Consider the following 18,111-nt stretch of genomic DNA (forward strand, 5'->3'; position numbering starts at 1 on the left):
CTCATTCTCCTTTACTTATAAAATTCATAATGGCTGATACAAAGACTTCCACTCCAATCGGTAATGCATCTTCGTCAATCGTAAAACGAGGGTGATGGTGAGGATATATAATACCTTTCTCTTTATTTCCCGCTCCGATAAAAAAGAATGTCCCCGGTGCCTTTTGTAAAAACGCTGAAAAATCTTCTCCAGCCATCGTCGGCTGTAAACGAACAACTCTATCCCTTCCATAAAGTTGTAATGCCGTTTGTTCAATAAGATCTGTAGCTTCGTAGTCATTTACAACTGGTCGATATCCATATTCATATGAAAATGTATATTTCGCTCCGTAAGATTCCGTAATATACTTCACAATCCGCTCAATCTTCTTCTCTGTTTCACCTCGTAATTCATGTCTTAAACTTCTCACTGTCCCTTCAATCTCCGCTTGCTCTGGTATTACATTATGAGTTGTCCCCGCATGAAATTGTGTAACAGATATTACGAGAGAATCTAATGGATTCGTGAGGCGAGATACAATTTGCTGAAGTTGCGAAACGACTTGTGTTCCGATCGCAATACTATCCACCGTTTCATGAGGGATTCCAGCATGTCCACCTTTTCCCTCTATCTTAATTTTAAAAACATCTGGTGCAGCCATTGCAGGACCATAAATAACGCCTATTTTCCCAACCTCTAACGACGCCCAAAGGTGAGCACCAATAATATAATCCACACCTTCCATTACACCTGCAGCAACCATCTCCTCTGCACCACCAGGGAAATTTTCTTCAGCATGTTGGAATAGAAAACGAATCTCCCCTTTAATCTTCTCTCTTTCTTCTACTAACTTATGTACAACCCCAAGTAATATCGCTATATGTCCATCATGACCACATGCATGCATTACACCTTTATATGTAGAAATAAAATTAAACTCATTTTCTTCATGAATAGGAAGAGCATCCATATCGGCTCGAACCGCAACTGTTTTGCCCGGATGTTTACCTACTAACTTTGCCATCACACTATATTTAGTCGGCCGTGACACTTCTAAATATGGGAATTTCCGAAGTATATCGAACACAAACTGCGATGTTTTTTCTTCTTGAAAAGATAACTCTGGATACTTATGAAAATGCCTTCTCCACTCAACTAACTGATTTTTTGACAAAACAAATTCCTTTGCAACATCCATACCCCTTCACTCCTTCTTCACCAAGTTAAATGTTATTATAACGTGAATTGTTAACTTTTAAAAGAATCTTCTGAATTTTCCGCAATAATAATCCAAAAAGAAAAAGCCACCCAAAAGATGACTTTTTCATTATTATAAAATAGTAATTGCTTGTTTTCCCATTTGCTCCCAAGCTTTCTCAAATTCTGCTCGCGGAACAGCCAAACGCGGATTATTTTTAAGAGGATCATTTACATATACAAAGTTTTGATCATATCCAATTACTACTGCACTATGCTCATAATATGTAATTTTCACTTCACCTGAACTCGTATTCCATGTTTCAAAACTACTTTCAGCTAGCGGCTTAAACGTCGTATTAATAATGACCCATACCGGAGAACCAGAACTAATTACTTTATATATATCTTGCATGTCTCTACCTGTTAAATTAATTACTTTTTCAGGAACATATTTTTCTGCCAAATTAAAAATCGGTTGATTATATACACCATATCCAGGCTCTGCCTTTGTATAAATATTTCCAACAAACCCTTCGTAAGGATTTCCCCGTACGCCATTTTGTTCAAATGGAACGCGATGAATTTCGCTAGCAAGTTGCATCTTATCTACTTGTACACCTTTATATTGCAACAACATAGCTAAACTTGTCACTTCACATCCTCGAGGTAATTCTGGTAATTGTTTAATAAACGGAACATCCTCAATCATAGCTGCTTCTTTCATTTCAGATAGAAACTCTAAGCGTAGAACTTGCGCCTTTTGCATAATTTTATCTTTTCCTATAAAAAATGCAGCAGCAAGTATAATCCCAAAAACAAAAAGATATTTTAACTTTTTCATTATAAACAAAACTCCATTAATTATTATTTTACAGACACAACTCTTATCATTGTACCCTTCTTCTTACTAGTTTGCTAGAAAGATCATGTGAATTATCGTTCATAGAATTAATTGTAAAAATTCTAATTATTTTTAATAAAAAGAAAAATAAATATACATTTCCAGAATATTTCGCTAAAATAAAAATTGTTAACATGGTGAAGATATCACCATGTTAACAAACATTCTTAGAGTATTTAGTCATAGTTCGTTTTTTTACATACTCCATTCATTTCATAGTAAATAAACCGAGTGTGTGTTGCATCCCCCACTAATGATTAAAAACTCAGAATAAAACGAAGTTCACACATTCAAGAAAATACGGGGTGAGGGGCATATGAATCAACAAATTGAACAAACAGATTTAAAACGAACAATGAAAAGTAGACACCTATTTATGATTGCACTCGGTGGTGTTATCGGAACCGGGCTATTTATGGGATCTGGTCAAATTGTCCATAATGCCGGACCTGGTGGTGCTATTCTTGCATTTTTAGTCGGTGGATTTGTTATGTATTTAACGATGTTATGTCTTGGTGAATTATCCGTTGCTATGCCAGAAGCAGGTTCATTCCAAAGCTATGCAAGCAAATTCATTTCACCTGGTTTTGGATTTGTTGTCGGTTGGATGTATTGGCTAAATTGGGCTGTTACAGTTGGCGTAGAGTTAACAACTGTAAGTATTTTAATGAAACGCTGGTTTCCAGACGTTTCTTCATGGATTTGGTGCGTTACATTTGCAGCAGCGCTATTTCTCGTAAACGCTTTATCAGCAAAAGCATATGCAGAAGCAGAGTTTTGGTTCGCAAGTGTGAAAGTTGCAACAATTGTTATTTTCATCGTACTTGGTGGCGCTGTTATGTTCGGTCTACTAGACTTTAATGGAAAGCCAGCTCCGATGCTTCATAATTTCACTGAAAATGGCGGGCTATTTCCAAACGGTGCATTAGCTGTTCTTCTTACGATGATTACAGTAAATTACTCCTTCCAAGGAACAGAATTAATTGGAATCGCTTCAGGAGAAAGTGAAAATCCTGAAAAAACAATTCCAAAAGCAATCAAAAATACAATTTGGCGAACTCTCTTCTTCTTCGTCTTAGCGATATCAGTTGTTGTAGGTTTACTCCCGTGGCAAGAGGCTAATCTAGTCGAAAGTCCCTTTGTACTTGTATTTGATGTAGCCGGTGTCCCATATGCAGCAGACATTATGAACTTCGTTATTATTACAGCTGTATTATCCGTTGCTAACTCTGGTCTATACGCAAATTCTCGTATGCTGTGGGCGATGGCAAAACAAGGAATGGCAAGTCCAGCATTTACGAAATTAACTAAAAAAGGTGTACCGCTAAATGCATTAATTTTCAGCCTAATTTTCGCTAGCCTTTCCTTATTAACAAGTGTATTTGCGGCAGATACTGTCTTTCTAGTTTTAACATCTATTGCAGCGATGGCTGCTGTTGTCGTGTGGATGTCAATCGCCGCTTCACAGTTTTTCTTCCGTAGAAATTTCGTGAAAAATGGTGGCGACATAAATGATTTAAAATATCGTACACCGCTCTATCCGCTAGTTCCAATCGTAGCGTTCTCACTTAATTTCATTACATTTGTTAGTTTGGCTTTCATTCCAGATCAAAGAATTGCTCTTTATTGTGGCATTCCATTTATGATTATTTGTTACATTTTATACCAAGTTAAATATAAAAAAGTTGTCACACTTGAACAGCCACGAACTGTCACACAAGAAATAAACTAAATATACTAAATATTCAGCTATCTTTCTTATGATAAGATAGCTTTTTTCTATTTCTTGGATATCCTGGTATAACTTTATTTATCTTAAAATTTTCACAATCACGTTTTTCTCTGGAAAATAGTTTACAATGTAATCAAGTTACAAATGATATTCACCTTAAAAAGTGTGCATTTGTGTCTATTTTTTAACAATATATCAAAAACTATTGCCTTCTATAAATTAATAGGTTTATATTGTTTTATTGGCATAGTTTCAATCCAAGGAGAAAGGAGATTTTCAATCGTGCAACTAAAGAAAGCGTTTTGGAAGTTGGCTTCGCTTCTTCCGTTATCATTACTTCTGTTCCTCGGTGGCTGTGATAAAAAACTCGCAGTATTAAATCCGCAAGGACCTGTTGCAAAAGCACAGTATGATTTAATTGTTTGGTCATTCTTGCTTATGTCATTAATTATCGCAATTGTATTCATTCTGTTTACAGTCATCTTGATTCGTTATCGTGAAAAACCAGAGAATATGGACTATGAGCCACCTGAACAACACGGTAACACATTACTAGAAATTATTTGGACGCTTGTTCCTGTTATTATCGTTATCGCATTATCGATTCCAACAGTAAAAGCAACTTATGCTTCGGAAGAGGTTCCGAAAGAGTCCAAACATATTAAACCAGTTGAAATTTATGTTACATCTGCAAACTGGAAATGGTTATTCAGTTACCCAGAGGAAAAAATTGAAACCGTTAACTATTTAAACATCCCAGCTGGTGTACCAATTCAATTCAAACTGACTTCTGTCGGCCCAATGAATGCTTTCTGGGTACCAGAACTTGGTGGTATGAAGTACACAATGGATGGCATGATTATGGATCTTTATTTACAAGCTGACAAGCCAGGTTCTTACCTAGGCCGTAGTGCGAACTTCTCTGGTGAAGGATTCACACACATGGAGTTCGAAGTTGAAGCGAAAACTAAAGAGAAATATGACAAGTGGGTTAAAGAAGTACAAGAAACTGCTCCTAAACTAACAGAAGCTAAGTACAACGAAATTGTTAAACCTGGTGTAGTTGGTCGTATGACATTCTCTAGTCACCACTTAAGTTATGTAGATCCAAAATCACTTGAATATTGTGATTACAACTACTACAAAAACAAAAAATAATAGCTATTATTCCAACAGATTGGAGTGAACACAGTGAAGCTTGATGAATTCTTTGTCACAGGTGACCCGATTATTTACGGTGCAGACGCTTCTATCGTTCTTGTGACATTAGCAATCATTTTCGTACTAACAAAGTATAAAAAATGGAAATGGCTTTGGGACGAATGGTTGACAACTGTTGACCATAAAAAAATCGGAGCCATGTATATTATTTCTGCGGTTATCATGTTATTCCGTGGTGGTATGGATGGTTTAATGATCCGTGCACAGTTAACATTCCCAGAAACAACTTATTTAAACGCTGAACACTATAACGGAATCTTTACAACGCATGGTACAGTAATGATTCTTTTCATGGCAATGCCATTCGTTATGGGATTAATGAACCTTGTAGTACCATTACAAATTGGTGCTCGTGACGTTGCATATCCGTTCTTAAATGCTTTAAGTTTCTGGTTATTCTTTGTCGGAGCAATGTTATTCAACATCGCTTTCGTAATCGGTGGTTCTCCAGACGCTGGGTGGACTTCTTACTTCCCAATGGCAGGTACAGAGTTTACTTCAGGCGTAGGAAATAACTACTACGCAATTGCATTACAGATTTCAGGTCTCGGTACGCTAATGACCGGTATTAACTTCCTTGTTACTATCTTAAAAATGCGTACACCTGGTATGACTTTAATGAGAATGCCAATGTTTACTTGGTCAATCTTAATTACAACAATTATCATTATTTTCGCTTTCCCAGTATTAACAGTTGCTCTTGCATTAATGACATTTGACCGTCTATTCGATGCTCACTTCTTTACGATGGCGAGCGGCGGTATGCCGATGTTATGGGCCAACCTGTTCTGGGTATGGGGTCACCCTGAAGTATATATCGTTATTTTACCGGCATTCGGTATTTTCTCTGAAATCATTAGTACATTCTCACGTAAGCGTCTATTCGGTTACAGTGCGATGGTATACTCAATGGTTGCAATTTCTTTACTAAGTTTCGTCGTATGGCTTCACCACTTCTTCACGATGGGTGCAGGTCCAGCGGTTAACTCATTCTTCTCGATTTCGACAATGGCGATTTCGATTCCAACCGGGGTTAAGATCTTTAACTGGTTGTTTACACTGTATAAAGGACGTATCCGTTTTACAGTTCCAATGCTTTGGTCATTGGCATTTATTCCAAACTTCGTAGTCGGTGGGGTTACAGGGGTTATGCTTGGAATGGCAGCAGCTGATTATCAATACCATAACAGCTACTTCCTAATCGCTCACTTCCACTACGTATTAATCGCAGGTACAGTATTCGCTATGCTTGCTGGATTCACATTCTGGTATCCAAAAATGACTGGTCATATGTTAAATGAACGCCTAGGTAAATGGACATTCTGGATCTTTATGAGCGGATTCAACATCTGTTTCTTCCCAATGTACTTCTTAGGTTTAGACGGTATGACTCGTCGTATGTACACTTACTCTGAAAGTCTTGGATGGGGATGGCTAAACCAAATCGCATCTGTTGGTGCGGTAATGATGGGTATTGGCTTCCTACTTCTTTGCTACAACGTAATTTGGAGTGCACGTCACGGTGAACGTGACACAACTGGAGATCCATGGGATGGCCGTACACTTGAATGGGCAACTCAATCTCCTGTACAACATTACAACTTCGCGAAACTTCCTGAAATCAAAGAAGCTGATGCTTTCTGGTACATGAAAAAACGCGGAGAAACAGTTACACCAGCAGCAGAAGATATCAAACCAATTCACATGCCAAGTAACTCTGGTGTGCCTATTATTGCGTCTTTATTCTTCGGTCTTGCAGGTTTCGCATTAGTATTTAGCTGGTTCTGGCTTGCAGCAATCGGCGGCGTTGGTATTTTAGCTTGCTTAATCTATCGTTCATTCGATTATGATGATGGCTACTACGTAAGTGTTGATGAAATTAAAGAAACAGAACATATAGCATGAGAGGTGAAATGACATGGCGGCTTTAGATAAAAGCTTACCTTTGGAATATCAATCCGAACAAAGCAGATTGAATATCCTAGGATTCTGGATTTTTCTTGGGGCTGAAATTATGCTGTTCGCAACACTTTTCGCCTCTTATCTAGTCCTTGCTGGTCGTACGGCAGATGGCCCAACTCCAGCGCAACTGTTTGAACTTAAAACGCTTTTAATTCAAACATTACTACTTTTAACAAGTAGTTTCACATGTGGTATCGTAATTCACGAAATGCGTAAGCACAACCAAAAAGCAATGCTTGGATGGTTCATCCTTACATTACTTTTAGGTGCAGGTTTCCTATTCTTTGAAATCGAAGAGTTCATTATGTACATCGGTGAAGGCGCAACAATTCAAACAAGTGCTTTCCTATCTGCATTCTTCGTTCTTCTTGGAACGCACGGAGCCCACGTAACAGGCGGTATCATTTGGGCAACTTGTGTTATTATCCAAATTTTAAAACGAGGTTTAACACCAGTTACAGCTCGTAAAGTATTCATTATCAGCTTATACTGGCATTTCCTTGATCTAGTTTGGGTCTTTATTTACACACTAGTTTACTTGAACGGGATGGTGGCGTAAATGGCTCAAAACAACAATCAAGCAAACGGGCATGCGCATAGCGGATTCCCTTGGTCACACGTTTTCGGATTTATTTTATCGCTTGCATTAACGTTTCTAGCGTTATACGTGGCACTTTACACAACATTGCCACTTTCAACAGTCTTAACAACTATTATCATAATGGCTGTTGCGCAAGCATTGTTACAATTAATTATGTTCATGCATTTAAAAGAAGGAGAAGGAAGAGTTCAAATTCTTACAATGATATACAGTTTCTTCGTTGCAACTGCAACAGTTGGTTTAACTGTATGGATCTTCTTCTCAATGTAATGTACATGAAAAAGACTGCTGAGATTCCTCAGCAGTCTTTTTTTATCCCCTCCCCTATTACATCCACATTACGGAATTAACAACAGAATCATGAAAAATATACTTATTATGACAAATGTTAAGAAAAATCTTTCTTTATGAAATCGAATCCATATGCGTTGCTTTTCTACCTATTATATGGCTAAATAGGTACTATATTTATTTGAAGGGAGAGAACGCAATGGAACATCATACTTCTGTTCTATCACTTATGGTTGTCGTTGCAATCGCGTTTTTCGTTCCCCTTTTGTTACAACGCTTTAAATTAAAAGCACTTCCTGTTGTCGTTGCAGAAATTATTGCAGGAATCTTTGTAGGTAAAAGTGGGTTTAATATTATTGAGCCAGATATATGGCTTCAAGTTTTATCAACATTAGGATTTATCTTCCTCATGTTCTTAAGCGGTTTAGAAATTGATTTTTCTATCTTTAAACAAAAAGGGAAAAAAAATACGACAAACGAGCCAAATACATTTCAAGTAGCAAGCATTATCTTCTTATTTATTTTCATCTTATCTTATGCCCTATCATTACTATTCGTATGGCTAGGATTTGTAGATAATGCAATGTTCATGACTTTAATTATTTCAACTATTTCTTTAGGTGTTGTTGTACCAACATTAAAAGAAAACAACCTAGGAAAAACTGCAATCGGACAAATCATTTTATTAGTTGCTGTTATTGCAGACTTAGTTACAATGATTTTACTCGCTGTTTTCGTCGGATTAAATTCCGAAAGCGGCCAAAGTATGTGGCTCCTACTTCTTCTATTCGGTGCTGGTATTGTCATTTACTTTATTGCAAAACGCTTTAAAAACATTCCATACTTAGATAGTTTAAAAGCTGGTAGTGTACAAATTGATACACGAGCTGTTTTTGCACTCATTTTAATATTAGTAGGGTTATCGGAATCTGTTGGAGCAGAAAATATTTTAGGTGCCTTCTTAGCAGGTGTACTTGTATCGTTATTATCACCAAATGAAGATATGGTTGAAAAACTTGATTCCATCGGCTATGGTTTCTTCATCCCTATTTTCTTCGTAATGGTTGGTGTAAATCTAGAGGTATGGTCTATTTTCAAAGAACCTTCTAGCATGCTAATGATCCCAATCTTAATTGTAGGACTCTTTATTTCAAAACTCTTACCATCACTCGTCTTACGAAAATGGTATCCACGTAATATAGTACTTGGAAGTGCAATTTTATTAACATCGACACTTTCTTTAGTTATTGCGGCTGCACAAATTGGTGAAAAACTGGGGATTATCAGTCCAAGTTTATCTGCCTCTCTTATTTTAAGCGCAGTTATTACTTGTATTTTTGCACCTATATTGTTTAAAAAAATGTTCCCAAAAGTAGAAACACCAAAACCAAAAGTAGCTATTATTGGCGCGAGCAGAATTACCCTTCCGTTATCACTAGATTTAAAACGAGAAGATTATGACGTAACGCTATATATGATGCGTCAAAACAAAATAAATGATGAAGAAGCGAAATCGCATGACTTCCCTATCGTAAAATTAGATGACATCACAATCGCATCATTAACTGAACAAACAGCATTTGATGCAGATCGCGTCGTTGTTGCAACCAGTGATGATGAACAAAACTTATTATTGGCAGAACATGCAAAAGAGCTAGGTGTTGAACATGTTATTGCAAGTGTAGAAGATCCACTTCTACAAGAAAAAGCAACGCAAGAACATATCGCTGTATTCTCAACAATTAACTCTACACGTATTTTATTACGTGCGCTTATTGATAAACCTAGTCTCGTTCGCTTAATTACAACAGCAAACGAAACAGTACGCGAAGTTGAACTGCGCAGCAATAAATATAACGGCGTTGCGCTTCGCCGCCTCCCATTTTTAGGTGATGTACTTGTCATTCAAATCTACCGCGGTAACAAAGCATTAATACCACATGGTGATACAAGACTACAACACGGTGACACATTACTTGTAACAGGTTCAAAAGAACATATCGATACACTAAAAAACATATTAGAGTAAAAAATGCCCCTCACATAATTGAGGGGCATTTTTTTAACTTCATATGGTAAAATGTTACTATCACATATTATGAGGATGGATTACATTATGTCTATTGTAACTTTAGCTCTCTTATTATTAGCGGAAGTACTCATCGCCATTATTCTCATCGGTGTTAGCATTGAAATTTGCAGCTATGGTTGGAAAAAATCAACTGGAGTTAAATACTCATGCCTTTTACTTTCACTCTTCCTCGGAACCGCTAGTATACTCGGCCTTCTAGCTGCACCTGCATACTTCTTTATACAACTTATAGAAAAAGGTTTATAAGAAAGGATGATAACATGATTACTGTGCAATATATTGATGCATCCGAGACACACTTATTACGCCAAGCGGTGTTGCGTCCAAATCAGTCCCTAGCAGACTGTAAATACTCTTCTGACTACGAAAAAGACACATTCCACTTAGGCGCCTTTATAAACGCTGAGTTGATTAGCATCACTTCCTTCTCAAAAGAAATATATCCTGATTTACAAAATGGTATCCATTATAGACTACGAGGAATGGCAACATTACCTAACTTTCGGAACAAAAGAGCTGGAAGCTCCTTAATTCATAAGGCAGAACAAGTTTTAAAAGAACGAAAAGCAAACATCCTATGGTGTAATGGCCGAATTACTGTAACTGACTATTACAAGCGATTAGGCTTTCAGGAGCATGGTGAAATTTTTGAAATTGAACCAATTGGCCTTCATAAAGTTTTGTATAAAAAGATATAAGAAAGGCTTTCCTCAATATAGGAAAGCCTTTCTTATATTTCAATCTTCTCTTTTTATTTTTTTCATATATATGTATATAAACAAACTTGGAACTAAAAAACAAGCAAACATAATAAGTCCTGTCATACTAATTTCCTTTATCGAAATATCTGGTGTTACAACGATACAAATAGCTAAAATCCCAATAATAATACCCACCGGAATGAATAATAGCTTCATAAAATAACGACGCGACACTCCGCCCGTATGCTCATACACTTCCACTGAATTTTTCAGATTTAAAAAGTTAATAATTATTATCCCGCCCATAAATACCATTAATAAATCCGAAACATTTTCATATCCTGCCCCTTGCAAGACATAGCGGTAAAAGACGATAGCTAGTATGACGATATTTTGTAAGATGAAAGCTAATCTAATATGTTTTAACCCTTCAATCATTAAACGTTCATCTTTCACGATTTTCATCCTACCACTCCTTTTCCTCCCAAAACAAATCATTCAACGTTTTATCTACTGCATAACAAATTTTTAAACATAAATCTAAAGATGGATTGTATTTCCCCTTCTCAATTAAACTAATCGTTTGCCTTGTAACGCCTACTTTTTCTGCTAATTGTTGCTGTGTTAAATCTAACTGAACACGCGCGACTTTTATTTTACTTACAGCCATTCATGTTCCTCCTCTACCTCTATTGTAACATATATATTCCATTAAGTAATTTATATTTTACGAAATCAATTAAGTTTTCACCTTATCCCAATTGGTGCGGGCTAATACACAGTGAGGATATCCCCCTACTGCCTATAGTTTCACTTTATTATACACAAAAAGGGAGCCTCCCATAAGAAGGCCCTCTCCTATATTTATATTATAAGAATAAATGACATCCAAATAAGAATGCAAATAAGTATAGTAATGGATGTACTTCCATCCCTTTACCCTTCACAATTTTCAAGACTGGATATACTAAAAATCCAATTGCGATTCCATTTGCAATACTAGATGTTAACGGAATACCTATAAAAATTAAAAATGCTGGTAACGCATCTTCAAATTCATTCCAATTAATATCTCGAATGCTTTGTGCCATTAAACTACCTACTATAATTAACGAAGGAGCTGTAATAGCGGCTACACTTGATAAAGAAGCAATAACAGGACTAAAAAATGCCGTTATAATTGTTAGACCAACAACTACAATCCCTGTTAATCCAGTTTTACCACCTGCAGCAATACCTGCTGACGATTCAATCGTCGCTGCTGTTGGGCTTGTTCCAAAGATAGAACCTGTAGTCCCGCCAATTGCATCTGCAATAAACGCTTTACCAAAACGCTTCTCTGTATTGTCTGTAATTAAACCTGCTTGTTTAATTAAACCAAGTAATGCACCTGTTGTATCGAATAAAAGTACAAGTAAAAATGAAAATACAACACCATATAATCCGTATTCAATTACATCTGAAAATGCATTGATTGGGTTTGAAACGATAATACCCTCTGGCAAATGAGGCATCGCCACAATTTTATCAGCAAACTTCAATTGCCCTGTAAAGAAGGCGATAACTCCTGTCACAATCATACTAATAAATAATGCACCACTCACACGTAATGTCATTAATACCGCCGCTAATATTAAACCAATTAAAGTTAAAATAACAGCTGAAGAATGAAAATCACCAATCGTAACTAAATTAGATGGATGATCCACGATAATTCCAGAAAGGCGCAATCCAATAAAAGCAATAAATAGTCCAATTCCACCTGCAATTGCATGCTTTAAACTATCAGGAATTGCTAAAATTAACTTTTGCCTAAACGAAGTAAAAGATAATAAAAGAAAAATAATCCCCGTCACAAATACAGCTGAAAAGGCAACTACATATGTAATCCCTTCTGCCTTCTGTACAACAGAATAAGCAAAATATGCATTCATTCCCATAGCTGGAGCAATAACAATCGGGTAATTCGCGAAAATCGCCATACCTACTGTTCCAACAACGGTTGCAATAATTGTTGCTGTAAACGCTTGGTCAAATGGTACACCTGCATCAGATAATATTTTTGGATTGATGACAAGAATATACGCAAATGTAAAAAAAGTTGTGATGCCAGCTAAAAACTCTTGCTTCACAGAAGTGTTATATTTTTGTAATTGAAACATGCTTATGTACCCTTCCTACACCTGAATTATTATCACACATTCTTTTTCTTACTAGTATGTGAGAAAATATAATACTTAATCTTAACAATCAATAAAAAGAAGAGTCAACATATTCCCTAATAGTTCGAATTTTAAGTTTAAGTCTGACAAGTACAGATGTAGTACAGTTCATTATGATTATTTTTGTAGCATAACAGATAGAAATGTTTTATAATTTGAAATAGTTAAATATTTAGTAAACGCATTCAAATATCGTTCACTCTACAAGGGGGAGTCTTCTTATGCAGCACACAAACAAATCTGGAACTTTAAATCGTGGTTTAAAAGAACGACATATTACTTTAATGTCACTGGGCTCAGCTATTGGCGTTGGGCTATTTTTAGGATCCGCTTCCGCGATTAAACTAGCCGGTCCTTCTATTTTACTAGGCTATATGATTGCCGGACTCGTTATTTTTTTCATTATGCGAGCTCTCGGGGAAATGGCAATTGAACAACCTGTTGCCGGTTCTTTTAGTAAATATGCATATGATTATATCAGCCCACTCGCTGGTTATATTACTGGTTGGAATTACTGGTTCTTATGGGTGGTTACTTGTATGGCTGAAATTACAGCAGCTGGCATTTACATGCAGTACTGGTTCCCAGATATCCCGCGCTGGACTTGGGCGTTACTTGCTCTATTGTTAATGAGCGCTTTTAACTTCTTATCGGTAAAAGTATTTGGAGAACTTGAGTTTTGGTTTGCTCTAATTAAAATTGTCACAATTATCTGTATGATAGTAGTCGGAGCTGGTATTATTTTATTCGGATTCGGAAACGGTGGTATCGCTACTGGTATTTCAAACCTTTGGTCACATGGTGGCTGGTTCCCAAATGGTTTTTCTGGGTTACTACTCTCCATGCAGATGGTACTATTCGCTTATTTAGGCGTTGAATTAATCGGTGTTACAGCTGGTGAAGCTCAAAATCCGAAGAAAACACTCGCAAAAGCAATTGATAACGTGTTTTGGAGAATATTACTGTTCTACGTAGGAGCTCTATTCGTTATGATGGCAATTTATCCATGGAACGAACTTGGTGAGAAAGGAAGCCCATTCGTATTAACATTCCAGCAAATTGGTATCGCAAAAGCAGCAGGTATTATTAATTTTGTCGTATTAACAGCAGCTCTTTCTTCTTGTAATGGCGGTTTATTTAGTACAGGCCGTATGCTATTTACATTAGCTCAGCAGAAAAAAGCTCCTGAAAGATTTGGTCGTTTAAATAAAAATGGCATTCCAAGCCAAGGAATTGTAGCAACTGCTATCGTTTTACTCATTGGCGTTATATTAAACTATCTCGTACCTGCAAAGGTATTTACATGGCTTACTAGCATTTCAACTTTCGGCGCAATTTGGACTTGGGGCATTATATTAGTCGCTCAAATTAAATTCCGTAAAAGCTTACCTACTCAAAATAAACAAAAGTTATCGTATAAAATGCCTTTATACCCATTAAGCTCATATTTCTCACTCGTTTTCCTTGTATTAGTACTAGGTATAATGGCGTATTCAGAAGATACACGAATTGCATTGATTGTCGGCCCAATTTGGCTTATCGGCTTAGCAATCGTATATTACATGAAAGGGTTTCATAAGATTGATGAAACACCTAACTCAAAAATTAGTTAAGCAAAGCACCCCTTCCTTATTACTTGGAAGGGGTGTTTTTATATCTATATAAATATTTCTCAACAAAATTCACGGTATTTTTACAATCTTTTAATATTTTTTATGTTTTCCGTCTTTATTTTTACAGAAAAATAAATTACATTATTAAAGCACATATATTTATTATTAGGGGGATTCTTCTATGAAGAATAAAAAATGGATTACATTTTCTTTAGCAACAGCAATTACACTAAGTATAGGGACCTCGTTCATACCGTCTACTTATGCCGAAAGCTCTGTAGACCCAGCTCCTGAAATTGCTGCAAAAGTTGTAAATCAAAACAATGGGAAGAAAGTATTATTCGATAATACACACGGTCAAACTGCTGGGACAGCTGACTGGGTTATTGACGGCGGCTTTTCTGACTTCGGAAACGGCATTGCAAAAAACGGTTATCACGTAAAAGAACTTCGTAAATCAACACCTATTACGTACGAAGACTTAAAAGGTTACAATGTATTTATCGTTCCAGAAGCTAATATTCCTTACAAAAAATCTGAGCAGGACGCTATGTTACAATATGTAAAAAATGGCGGTAGTATCTTCTTTATTGCCGATCATTACAATGCGGATCGTAATAAAAATCGCTGGGACTCTTCTGAAGTATTTAATGGATATAGACGCGGTGCTTGGGATAATCCAGCAAAAGGAATGTCTAATGAAGAAGCAAATTCACAAACTATGCAAGGAGTAGAAAGCTCTGATTGGCTATCTGACAACTTCGGTATTCGCTTCCGCTACAATGCACTTGGTGATGTTTCAGCGAAAACAATTGTATCGCCTGAACAATCTTTCGGAATTACAAAAGGTGTTTCTTCTGTAGCAATGCATGCTGGTTCTACTCTAGCAATTACAAATCCAAAACTAGCAAAAGGACTTGTTTACCTTCCAGAAAATCCATCAAAATGGAATAACGCTGTTGATAGTGGCGTTTATAATGGCGGTGGTATTGCAGAAGGCCCATATGCTGCAATTGCAAAAGTAGGACTTGGAAAAGCTGCCTTTATTGGTGACTCTTCTCCTGTTGAAGATGCTACGCCAAAGTACGTTCGTGAAGATTCTGGCCAAACAAAGAAAACTTACGATGGTTATAAAGAAGAAAACGATGCGATTTTATTAGAAAACATCGTAAATTGGTTATCGAATAAAGAGACATTTACAAGTTTAGATCAAGTAAATGGTTTACAACTTGATTCACCTACAGCTCTACAAACATTTGAACAGCCAAGCTTATCAACAGAACCACAACCTGAACCTTGGAGTGCACCAAATGCAGGTTATCAATGGTTTAATACAAATACTTTTAAACCAGGTTCATACGGTTATAACGGTGCGGTAACAACAAGCGACTACGTCGTTACACACCCTAGCATTCTACCAAACAATGAAATTTTCCAAATGAAGATTCAAGTAAACAACTTACTACCTAATACAACTTATAACAACTATTCTTTAGGTATATTCACTACTGGTGGAACACAAGTAGCAAAAATTCAAAATACAAACGGCACTTGGCCATCTGCTTTTGGATATAGTAGTGCCTTCTCTTTCACAACAAACAGCTTAGGCTCTGCTGAGAAAGTTGTAAATGTACAGATTGATTCAAATACAACTGGACAAGCAACGCTTCGTCTACGTCAAAATACAACAGCGAAATATAATGAAACTGTAACGATTAATAAAAAATAATGAAAAAGGCAATCCATACATGGATTGCCTTCTTTTCACTTCTCTTCCTTCGAGAAAAACATTCTTGAAATAACGATACCTATACTACCGACGATTAGGAATAACACTGCCCTAATCATCATCGAAACCTCTGGTAAGTCAAGTAGGAATAACTTCCCTACCGTTACTACTAATACGATTAATCCAGCATATAATATTTCATTCATCTGTCTATAACGGCCAAACCAAACTGCAAATAACGCATATATCATCCATAATAACGATACAGATACGCTAATTATACTTCCATCTGTAGAAAGAACTTCACCAATTCTAGTGATTGTAATAAATACAATGACCATTAACCAGTAGAGTGCTATAGAGTACACATACTTACCAAAACTCGCTAACACTTCTTTCGCCTGTCTCATGCAATAATAGAACGTTCCTATTAAAATAAGATGAGCAACAAAACCTGCCGAAATAAATTGATCAAACGGGCTAAAAATCGTCTGTATCATTCCAATTGCGTAAATCGTTGCACTAACATACAACTTTATCTGTTGTTTTCCTTTAATAGAAGTAACCATACCGAGGAAACCTTGTAACAATAGTACGATCGCTGCATTCACTAAACTATACTCGTATAAAATCGCTAAACTAAATGCTCCCATTGCGAAACCAAATAAGAGATTTGTAAATGTAGAATGTCTATTTTTCCTATATTCAAATACGAACATAGCGGCATGCACGAGTGCACTAATAATTAATCCCCATGTTGTAAAATCAGGTATTTTTGAAATAGCTAGTATAAAGAACACTGCATTCGCACTAAATATCGCCAAACGCGGTTCTGGTATAAAACTTCTCTCCGTAAACATATGCCAAAATAATAGTAAATGAATCAAACCATATACAATCGTTAACTGTATTTGCAAGTTCTCTAATAATATTGACATAACAGCAAAGAAGACAAAAAGAACAATGGCCGCAACAGCGTAAGAAATCATATATAAATATTTATAACGATTTTTCAATCCATACCATAATAAACTAAGTGTTAACACTGTCTCATATCCAAAGAAAATATAAGGATTAGGAGTCGTACTATTTAACAAGAATGGCACGAAGAACGCTCCTACCGCTACGAAGATAGTAAGGTATTCCGAGTTATATCTTTTCGCTAAATAAATCCCTAAAATAACCCATGCAATATTAAAGAGAAACGCGATACTTGCCGGAATAAATGCATACAAATAATGTGCCGCAAACGTCGTTAAAACAATCCCCGAAATACTTCCTCCAACCAATACTAATCCTAACGCCTGCCGCTCTCTTTTAATTTGAATATCTCCTATATAATACAAACCGATAGATAATGCGATACCAAACACAATTCGTATTGCTGGTGTTAATAAACCAGCATCTACCCCTGCTTTAAATAACCAGATCACTCCAAGCAACATAATACCGACAAATATACGCGGTAACCACGTTTGACAAAACTTAATAATATTAAATGGCTCTGGTTTAAAAGCAGATATATCTACTTGTTTTACCTCACGTTCTTGCAAAGGCTCTTTTATCTTAACTATTTCTTCTTTTGGCTTTTCCTCCATTACCGTTTCAATATATTCTTTCTTATCCTTACTAACATGTTGCTGAGCGTTTTCTACTTCTATTTCCCTTTGCTTCACCTTTAATTCAGCAAGTGCTTCTTGAATCGTTTCAATTGCCGTTTCGAGTGCTTCTATTTTCTTATCCAAATCCTTCTTCATATGCTACCCCCTTATTCGTAACTCTCATTAAACCTATATATTACCAATTATCTTTATCATACTCTTAGTCTATTCATTTTCAATAGTATTTTTCCAAAAAAAGAAAGGTG

16 protein-coding genes are annotated in these 18,111 nt (G+C 36.3%); 10 read left to right on the forward strand and 6 right to left on the reverse strand.

The features are described from left to right. Position 1: 1 nt before the first annotated feature. Both H6481_RS10640 and H6481_RS10645 read right to left on the reverse strand, forming a co-directional pair. Entirely contained in the window at positions 2-1,177 is a 1,176-nt protein-coding gene (locus H6481_RS10640) for an amidohydrolase (RefSeq protein ID WP_000382087.1), read from the reverse strand. Positions 1,178-1,309: 132 nt separating this feature from the next. Further along, on the reverse strand, positions 1,310-2,020 hold the full coding sequence (locus H6481_RS10645) for a C39 family peptidase (RefSeq protein WP_000734491.1): 711 nt from the start codon (positions 2,018-2,020) through the stop codon (positions 1,310-1,312). A 376-nt stretch (positions 2,021-2,396) separates the two neighbouring features. On the opposite strand from H6481_RS10645, the gene H6481_RS10650 reads away from it, so the two are divergent. The 8 genes from H6481_RS10650 (at position 2,397) to H6481_RS10685 (ending at position 10,677) form a co-directional block, all read left to right on the forward strand. Continuing rightward, positions 2,397-3,812: an amino acid permease gene (locus H6481_RS10650; RefSeq protein ID WP_023521196.1), complete on the forward strand. Its 1,416-nt coding sequence runs from the start codon at positions 2,397-2,399 to the stop codon at positions 3,810-3,812. A gap of 282 nt (positions 3,813-4,094) precedes the next feature. Beyond that, positions 4,095-4,970 (forward strand): cytochrome aa3 quinol oxidase subunit II, encoded by an 876-nt coding sequence (locus H6481_RS10655; RefSeq protein ID WP_001176165.1) that lies wholly within the window; start codon positions 4,095-4,097, stop codon positions 4,968-4,970. 33 nt (positions 4,971-5,003) lie between these two features. Next, a complete protein-coding gene (gene qoxB / locus H6481_RS10660) occupies positions 5,004-6,938 on the forward strand; it encodes a cytochrome aa3 quinol oxidase subunit I (protein WP_000762374.1) in 1,935 nt (644 codons plus the stop codon). Positions 6,939-6,951: 13 nt separating this feature from the next. Further along, a complete protein-coding gene (gene qoxC / locus H6481_RS10665; RefSeq protein WP_000729314.1) occupies positions 6,952-7,554 on the forward strand; it encodes a cytochrome aa3 quinol oxidase subunit III in 603 nt (200 codons plus the stop codon). After that, positions 7,555-7,866, forward strand: a complete 312-nt coding sequence (gene qoxD, locus H6481_RS10670) for a cytochrome aa3 quinol oxidase subunit IV (protein ID WP_000068425.1) — start codon at positions 7,555-7,557, stop codon at positions 7,864-7,866. It abuts the gene before it with no gap. A 220-nt stretch (positions 7,867-8,086) separates the two neighbouring features. Beyond that, the gene (locus H6481_RS10675; protein WP_063546478.1) at positions 8,087-9,916 is read left to right on the forward strand and encodes a monovalent cation:proton antiporter family protein; all 1,830 of its coding nucleotides are present in this window, start codon (positions 8,087-8,089) and stop codon (positions 9,914-9,916) included. A 51-nt stretch (positions 9,917-9,967) separates the two neighbouring features. Continuing rightward, the gene (locus H6481_RS10680) at positions 9,968-10,225 is read left to right on the forward strand and encodes a DUF4022 family protein (protein ID WP_071732208.1); all 258 of its coding nucleotides are present in this window, start codon (positions 9,968-9,970) and stop codon (positions 10,223-10,225) included. A gap of 14 nt (positions 10,226-10,239) precedes the next feature. Further along, positions 10,240-10,677: a GNAT family N-acetyltransferase gene (locus H6481_RS10685; protein WP_182811645.1), complete on the forward strand. Its 438-nt coding sequence runs from the start codon at positions 10,240-10,242 to the stop codon at positions 10,675-10,677. 39 nt (positions 10,678-10,716) lie between these two features. On the opposite strand, the gene H6481_RS10690 is transcribed toward H6481_RS10685, so the two are convergent. The 3 genes from H6481_RS10690 to H6481_RS10700 all read right to left on the reverse strand — a co-directional run bounded on the left by H6481_RS10690 (position 10,717) and on the right by H6481_RS10700 (position 12,842). Then, positions 10,717-11,145 (reverse strand): hypothetical protein, encoded by a 429-nt coding sequence (locus tag H6481_RS10690; protein ID WP_063546476.1) that lies wholly within the window; start codon positions 11,143-11,145, stop codon positions 10,717-10,719. Position 11,146: 1 nt separating this feature from the next. Beyond that, positions 11,147-11,350, reverse strand: a complete 204-nt coding sequence (locus tag H6481_RS10695; protein WP_000301183.1) for a helix-turn-helix transcriptional regulator — start codon at positions 11,348-11,350, stop codon at positions 11,147-11,149. Between the two features lie 199 nt (positions 11,351-11,549). Continuing rightward, on the reverse strand, positions 11,550-12,842 hold the full coding sequence (locus H6481_RS10700; RefSeq protein ID WP_071732209.1) for an NCS2 family permease: 1,293 nt from the start codon (positions 12,840-12,842) through the stop codon (positions 11,550-11,552). Between the two features lie 281 nt (positions 12,843-13,123). Here H6481_RS10700 and H6481_RS10705 point away from each other — a divergent pair, with 281 nt between their 5' ends. Together H6481_RS10705 and H6481_RS10710 are read left to right on the forward strand one after the other, a co-directional pair. After that, positions 13,124-14,515 (forward strand): amino acid permease, encoded by a 1,392-nt coding sequence (locus H6481_RS10705; RefSeq protein ID WP_001164901.1) that lies wholly within the window; start codon positions 13,124-13,126, stop codon positions 14,513-14,515. A gap of 181 nt (positions 14,516-14,696) precedes the next feature. Continuing rightward, on the forward strand, positions 14,697-16,244 hold the full coding sequence (locus H6481_RS10710; RefSeq protein WP_000791514.1) for a DNA-binding protein: 1,548 nt from the start codon (positions 14,697-14,699) through the stop codon (positions 16,242-16,244). 35 nt (positions 16,245-16,279) lie between these two features. On the opposite strand, the gene H6481_RS10715 is transcribed toward H6481_RS10710, so the two are convergent. After that, the gene (locus H6481_RS10715; RefSeq protein ID WP_182811647.1) at positions 16,280-18,001 is read right to left on the reverse strand and encodes a DUF2339 domain-containing protein; all 1,722 of its coding nucleotides are present in this window, start codon (positions 17,999-18,001) and stop codon (positions 16,280-16,282) included. Positions 18,002-18,111 lie beyond the last annotated feature (110 nt).

The organism is Bacillus sp. ME78 (genome assembly GCF_903970865.1).
GTDB classification, from domain to species: Bacteria; Bacillota; Bacilli; order Bacillales; family Bacillaceae_G; genus Bacillus_A; species Bacillus_A cereus.

What these genes read in the sequence shown, in the direction of transcription:
- H6481_RS10640 (WP_000382087.1), bottom strand. Translation starts at nt 1,177, where the DNA reads ATGGATGTTGCAAAGGAATTTGTTTTGTCAAAAAATCAGTTAGTTGAG.
- H6481_RS10645 (WP_000734491.1), bottom strand. Translation starts at nt 2,020, where the DNA reads ATGAAAAAGTTAAAATATCTTTTTGTTTTTGGGATTATACTTGCTGCT.
- H6481_RS10650 (WP_023521196.1), top strand. Translation starts at nt 2,397, where the DNA reads ATGAATCAACAAATTGAACAAACAGATTTAAAACGAACAATGAAAAGT.
- qoxC (WP_000729314.1), top strand. Translation starts at nt 6,952, where the DNA reads ATGGCGGCTTTAGATAAAAGCTTACCTTTGGAATATCAATCCGAACAA.
- qoxD (WP_000068425.1), top strand. Translation starts at nt 7,555, where the DNA reads ATGGCTCAAAACAACAATCAAGCAAACGGGCATGCGCATAGCGGATTC.
- H6481_RS10675 (WP_063546478.1), top strand. Translation starts at nt 8,087, where the DNA reads ATGGAACATCATACTTCTGTTCTATCACTTATGGTTGTCGTTGCAATC.
- H6481_RS10680 (WP_071732208.1), top strand. Translation starts at nt 9,968, where the DNA reads ATGTTACTATCACATATTATGAGGATGGATTACATTATGTCTATTGTA.
- H6481_RS10685 (WP_182811645.1), top strand. Translation starts at nt 10,240, where the DNA reads ATGATTACTGTGCAATATATTGATGCATCCGAGACACACTTATTACGC.
- H6481_RS10690 (WP_063546476.1), bottom strand. Translation starts at nt 11,145, where the DNA reads ATGAAAATCGTGAAAGATGAACGTTTAATGATTGAAGGGTTAAAACAT.
- H6481_RS10695 (WP_000301183.1), bottom strand. Translation starts at nt 11,350, where the DNA reads ATGGCTGTAAGTAAAATAAAAGTCGCGCGTGTTCAGTTAGATTTAACA.
- H6481_RS10700 (WP_071732209.1), bottom strand. Translation starts at nt 12,842, where the DNA reads ATGTTTCAATTACAAAAATATAACACTTCTGTGAAGCAAGAGTTTTTA.
- H6481_RS10705 (WP_001164901.1), top strand. Translation starts at nt 13,124, where the DNA reads ATGCAGCACACAAACAAATCTGGAACTTTAAATCGTGGTTTAAAAGAA.
- H6481_RS10710 (WP_000791514.1), top strand. Translation starts at nt 14,697, where the DNA reads ATGAAGAATAAAAAATGGATTACATTTTCTTTAGCAACAGCAATTACA.
- H6481_RS10715 (WP_182811647.1), bottom strand. Translation starts at nt 18,001, where the DNA reads ATGAAGAAGGATTTGGATAAGAAAATAGAAGCACTCGAAACGGCAATT.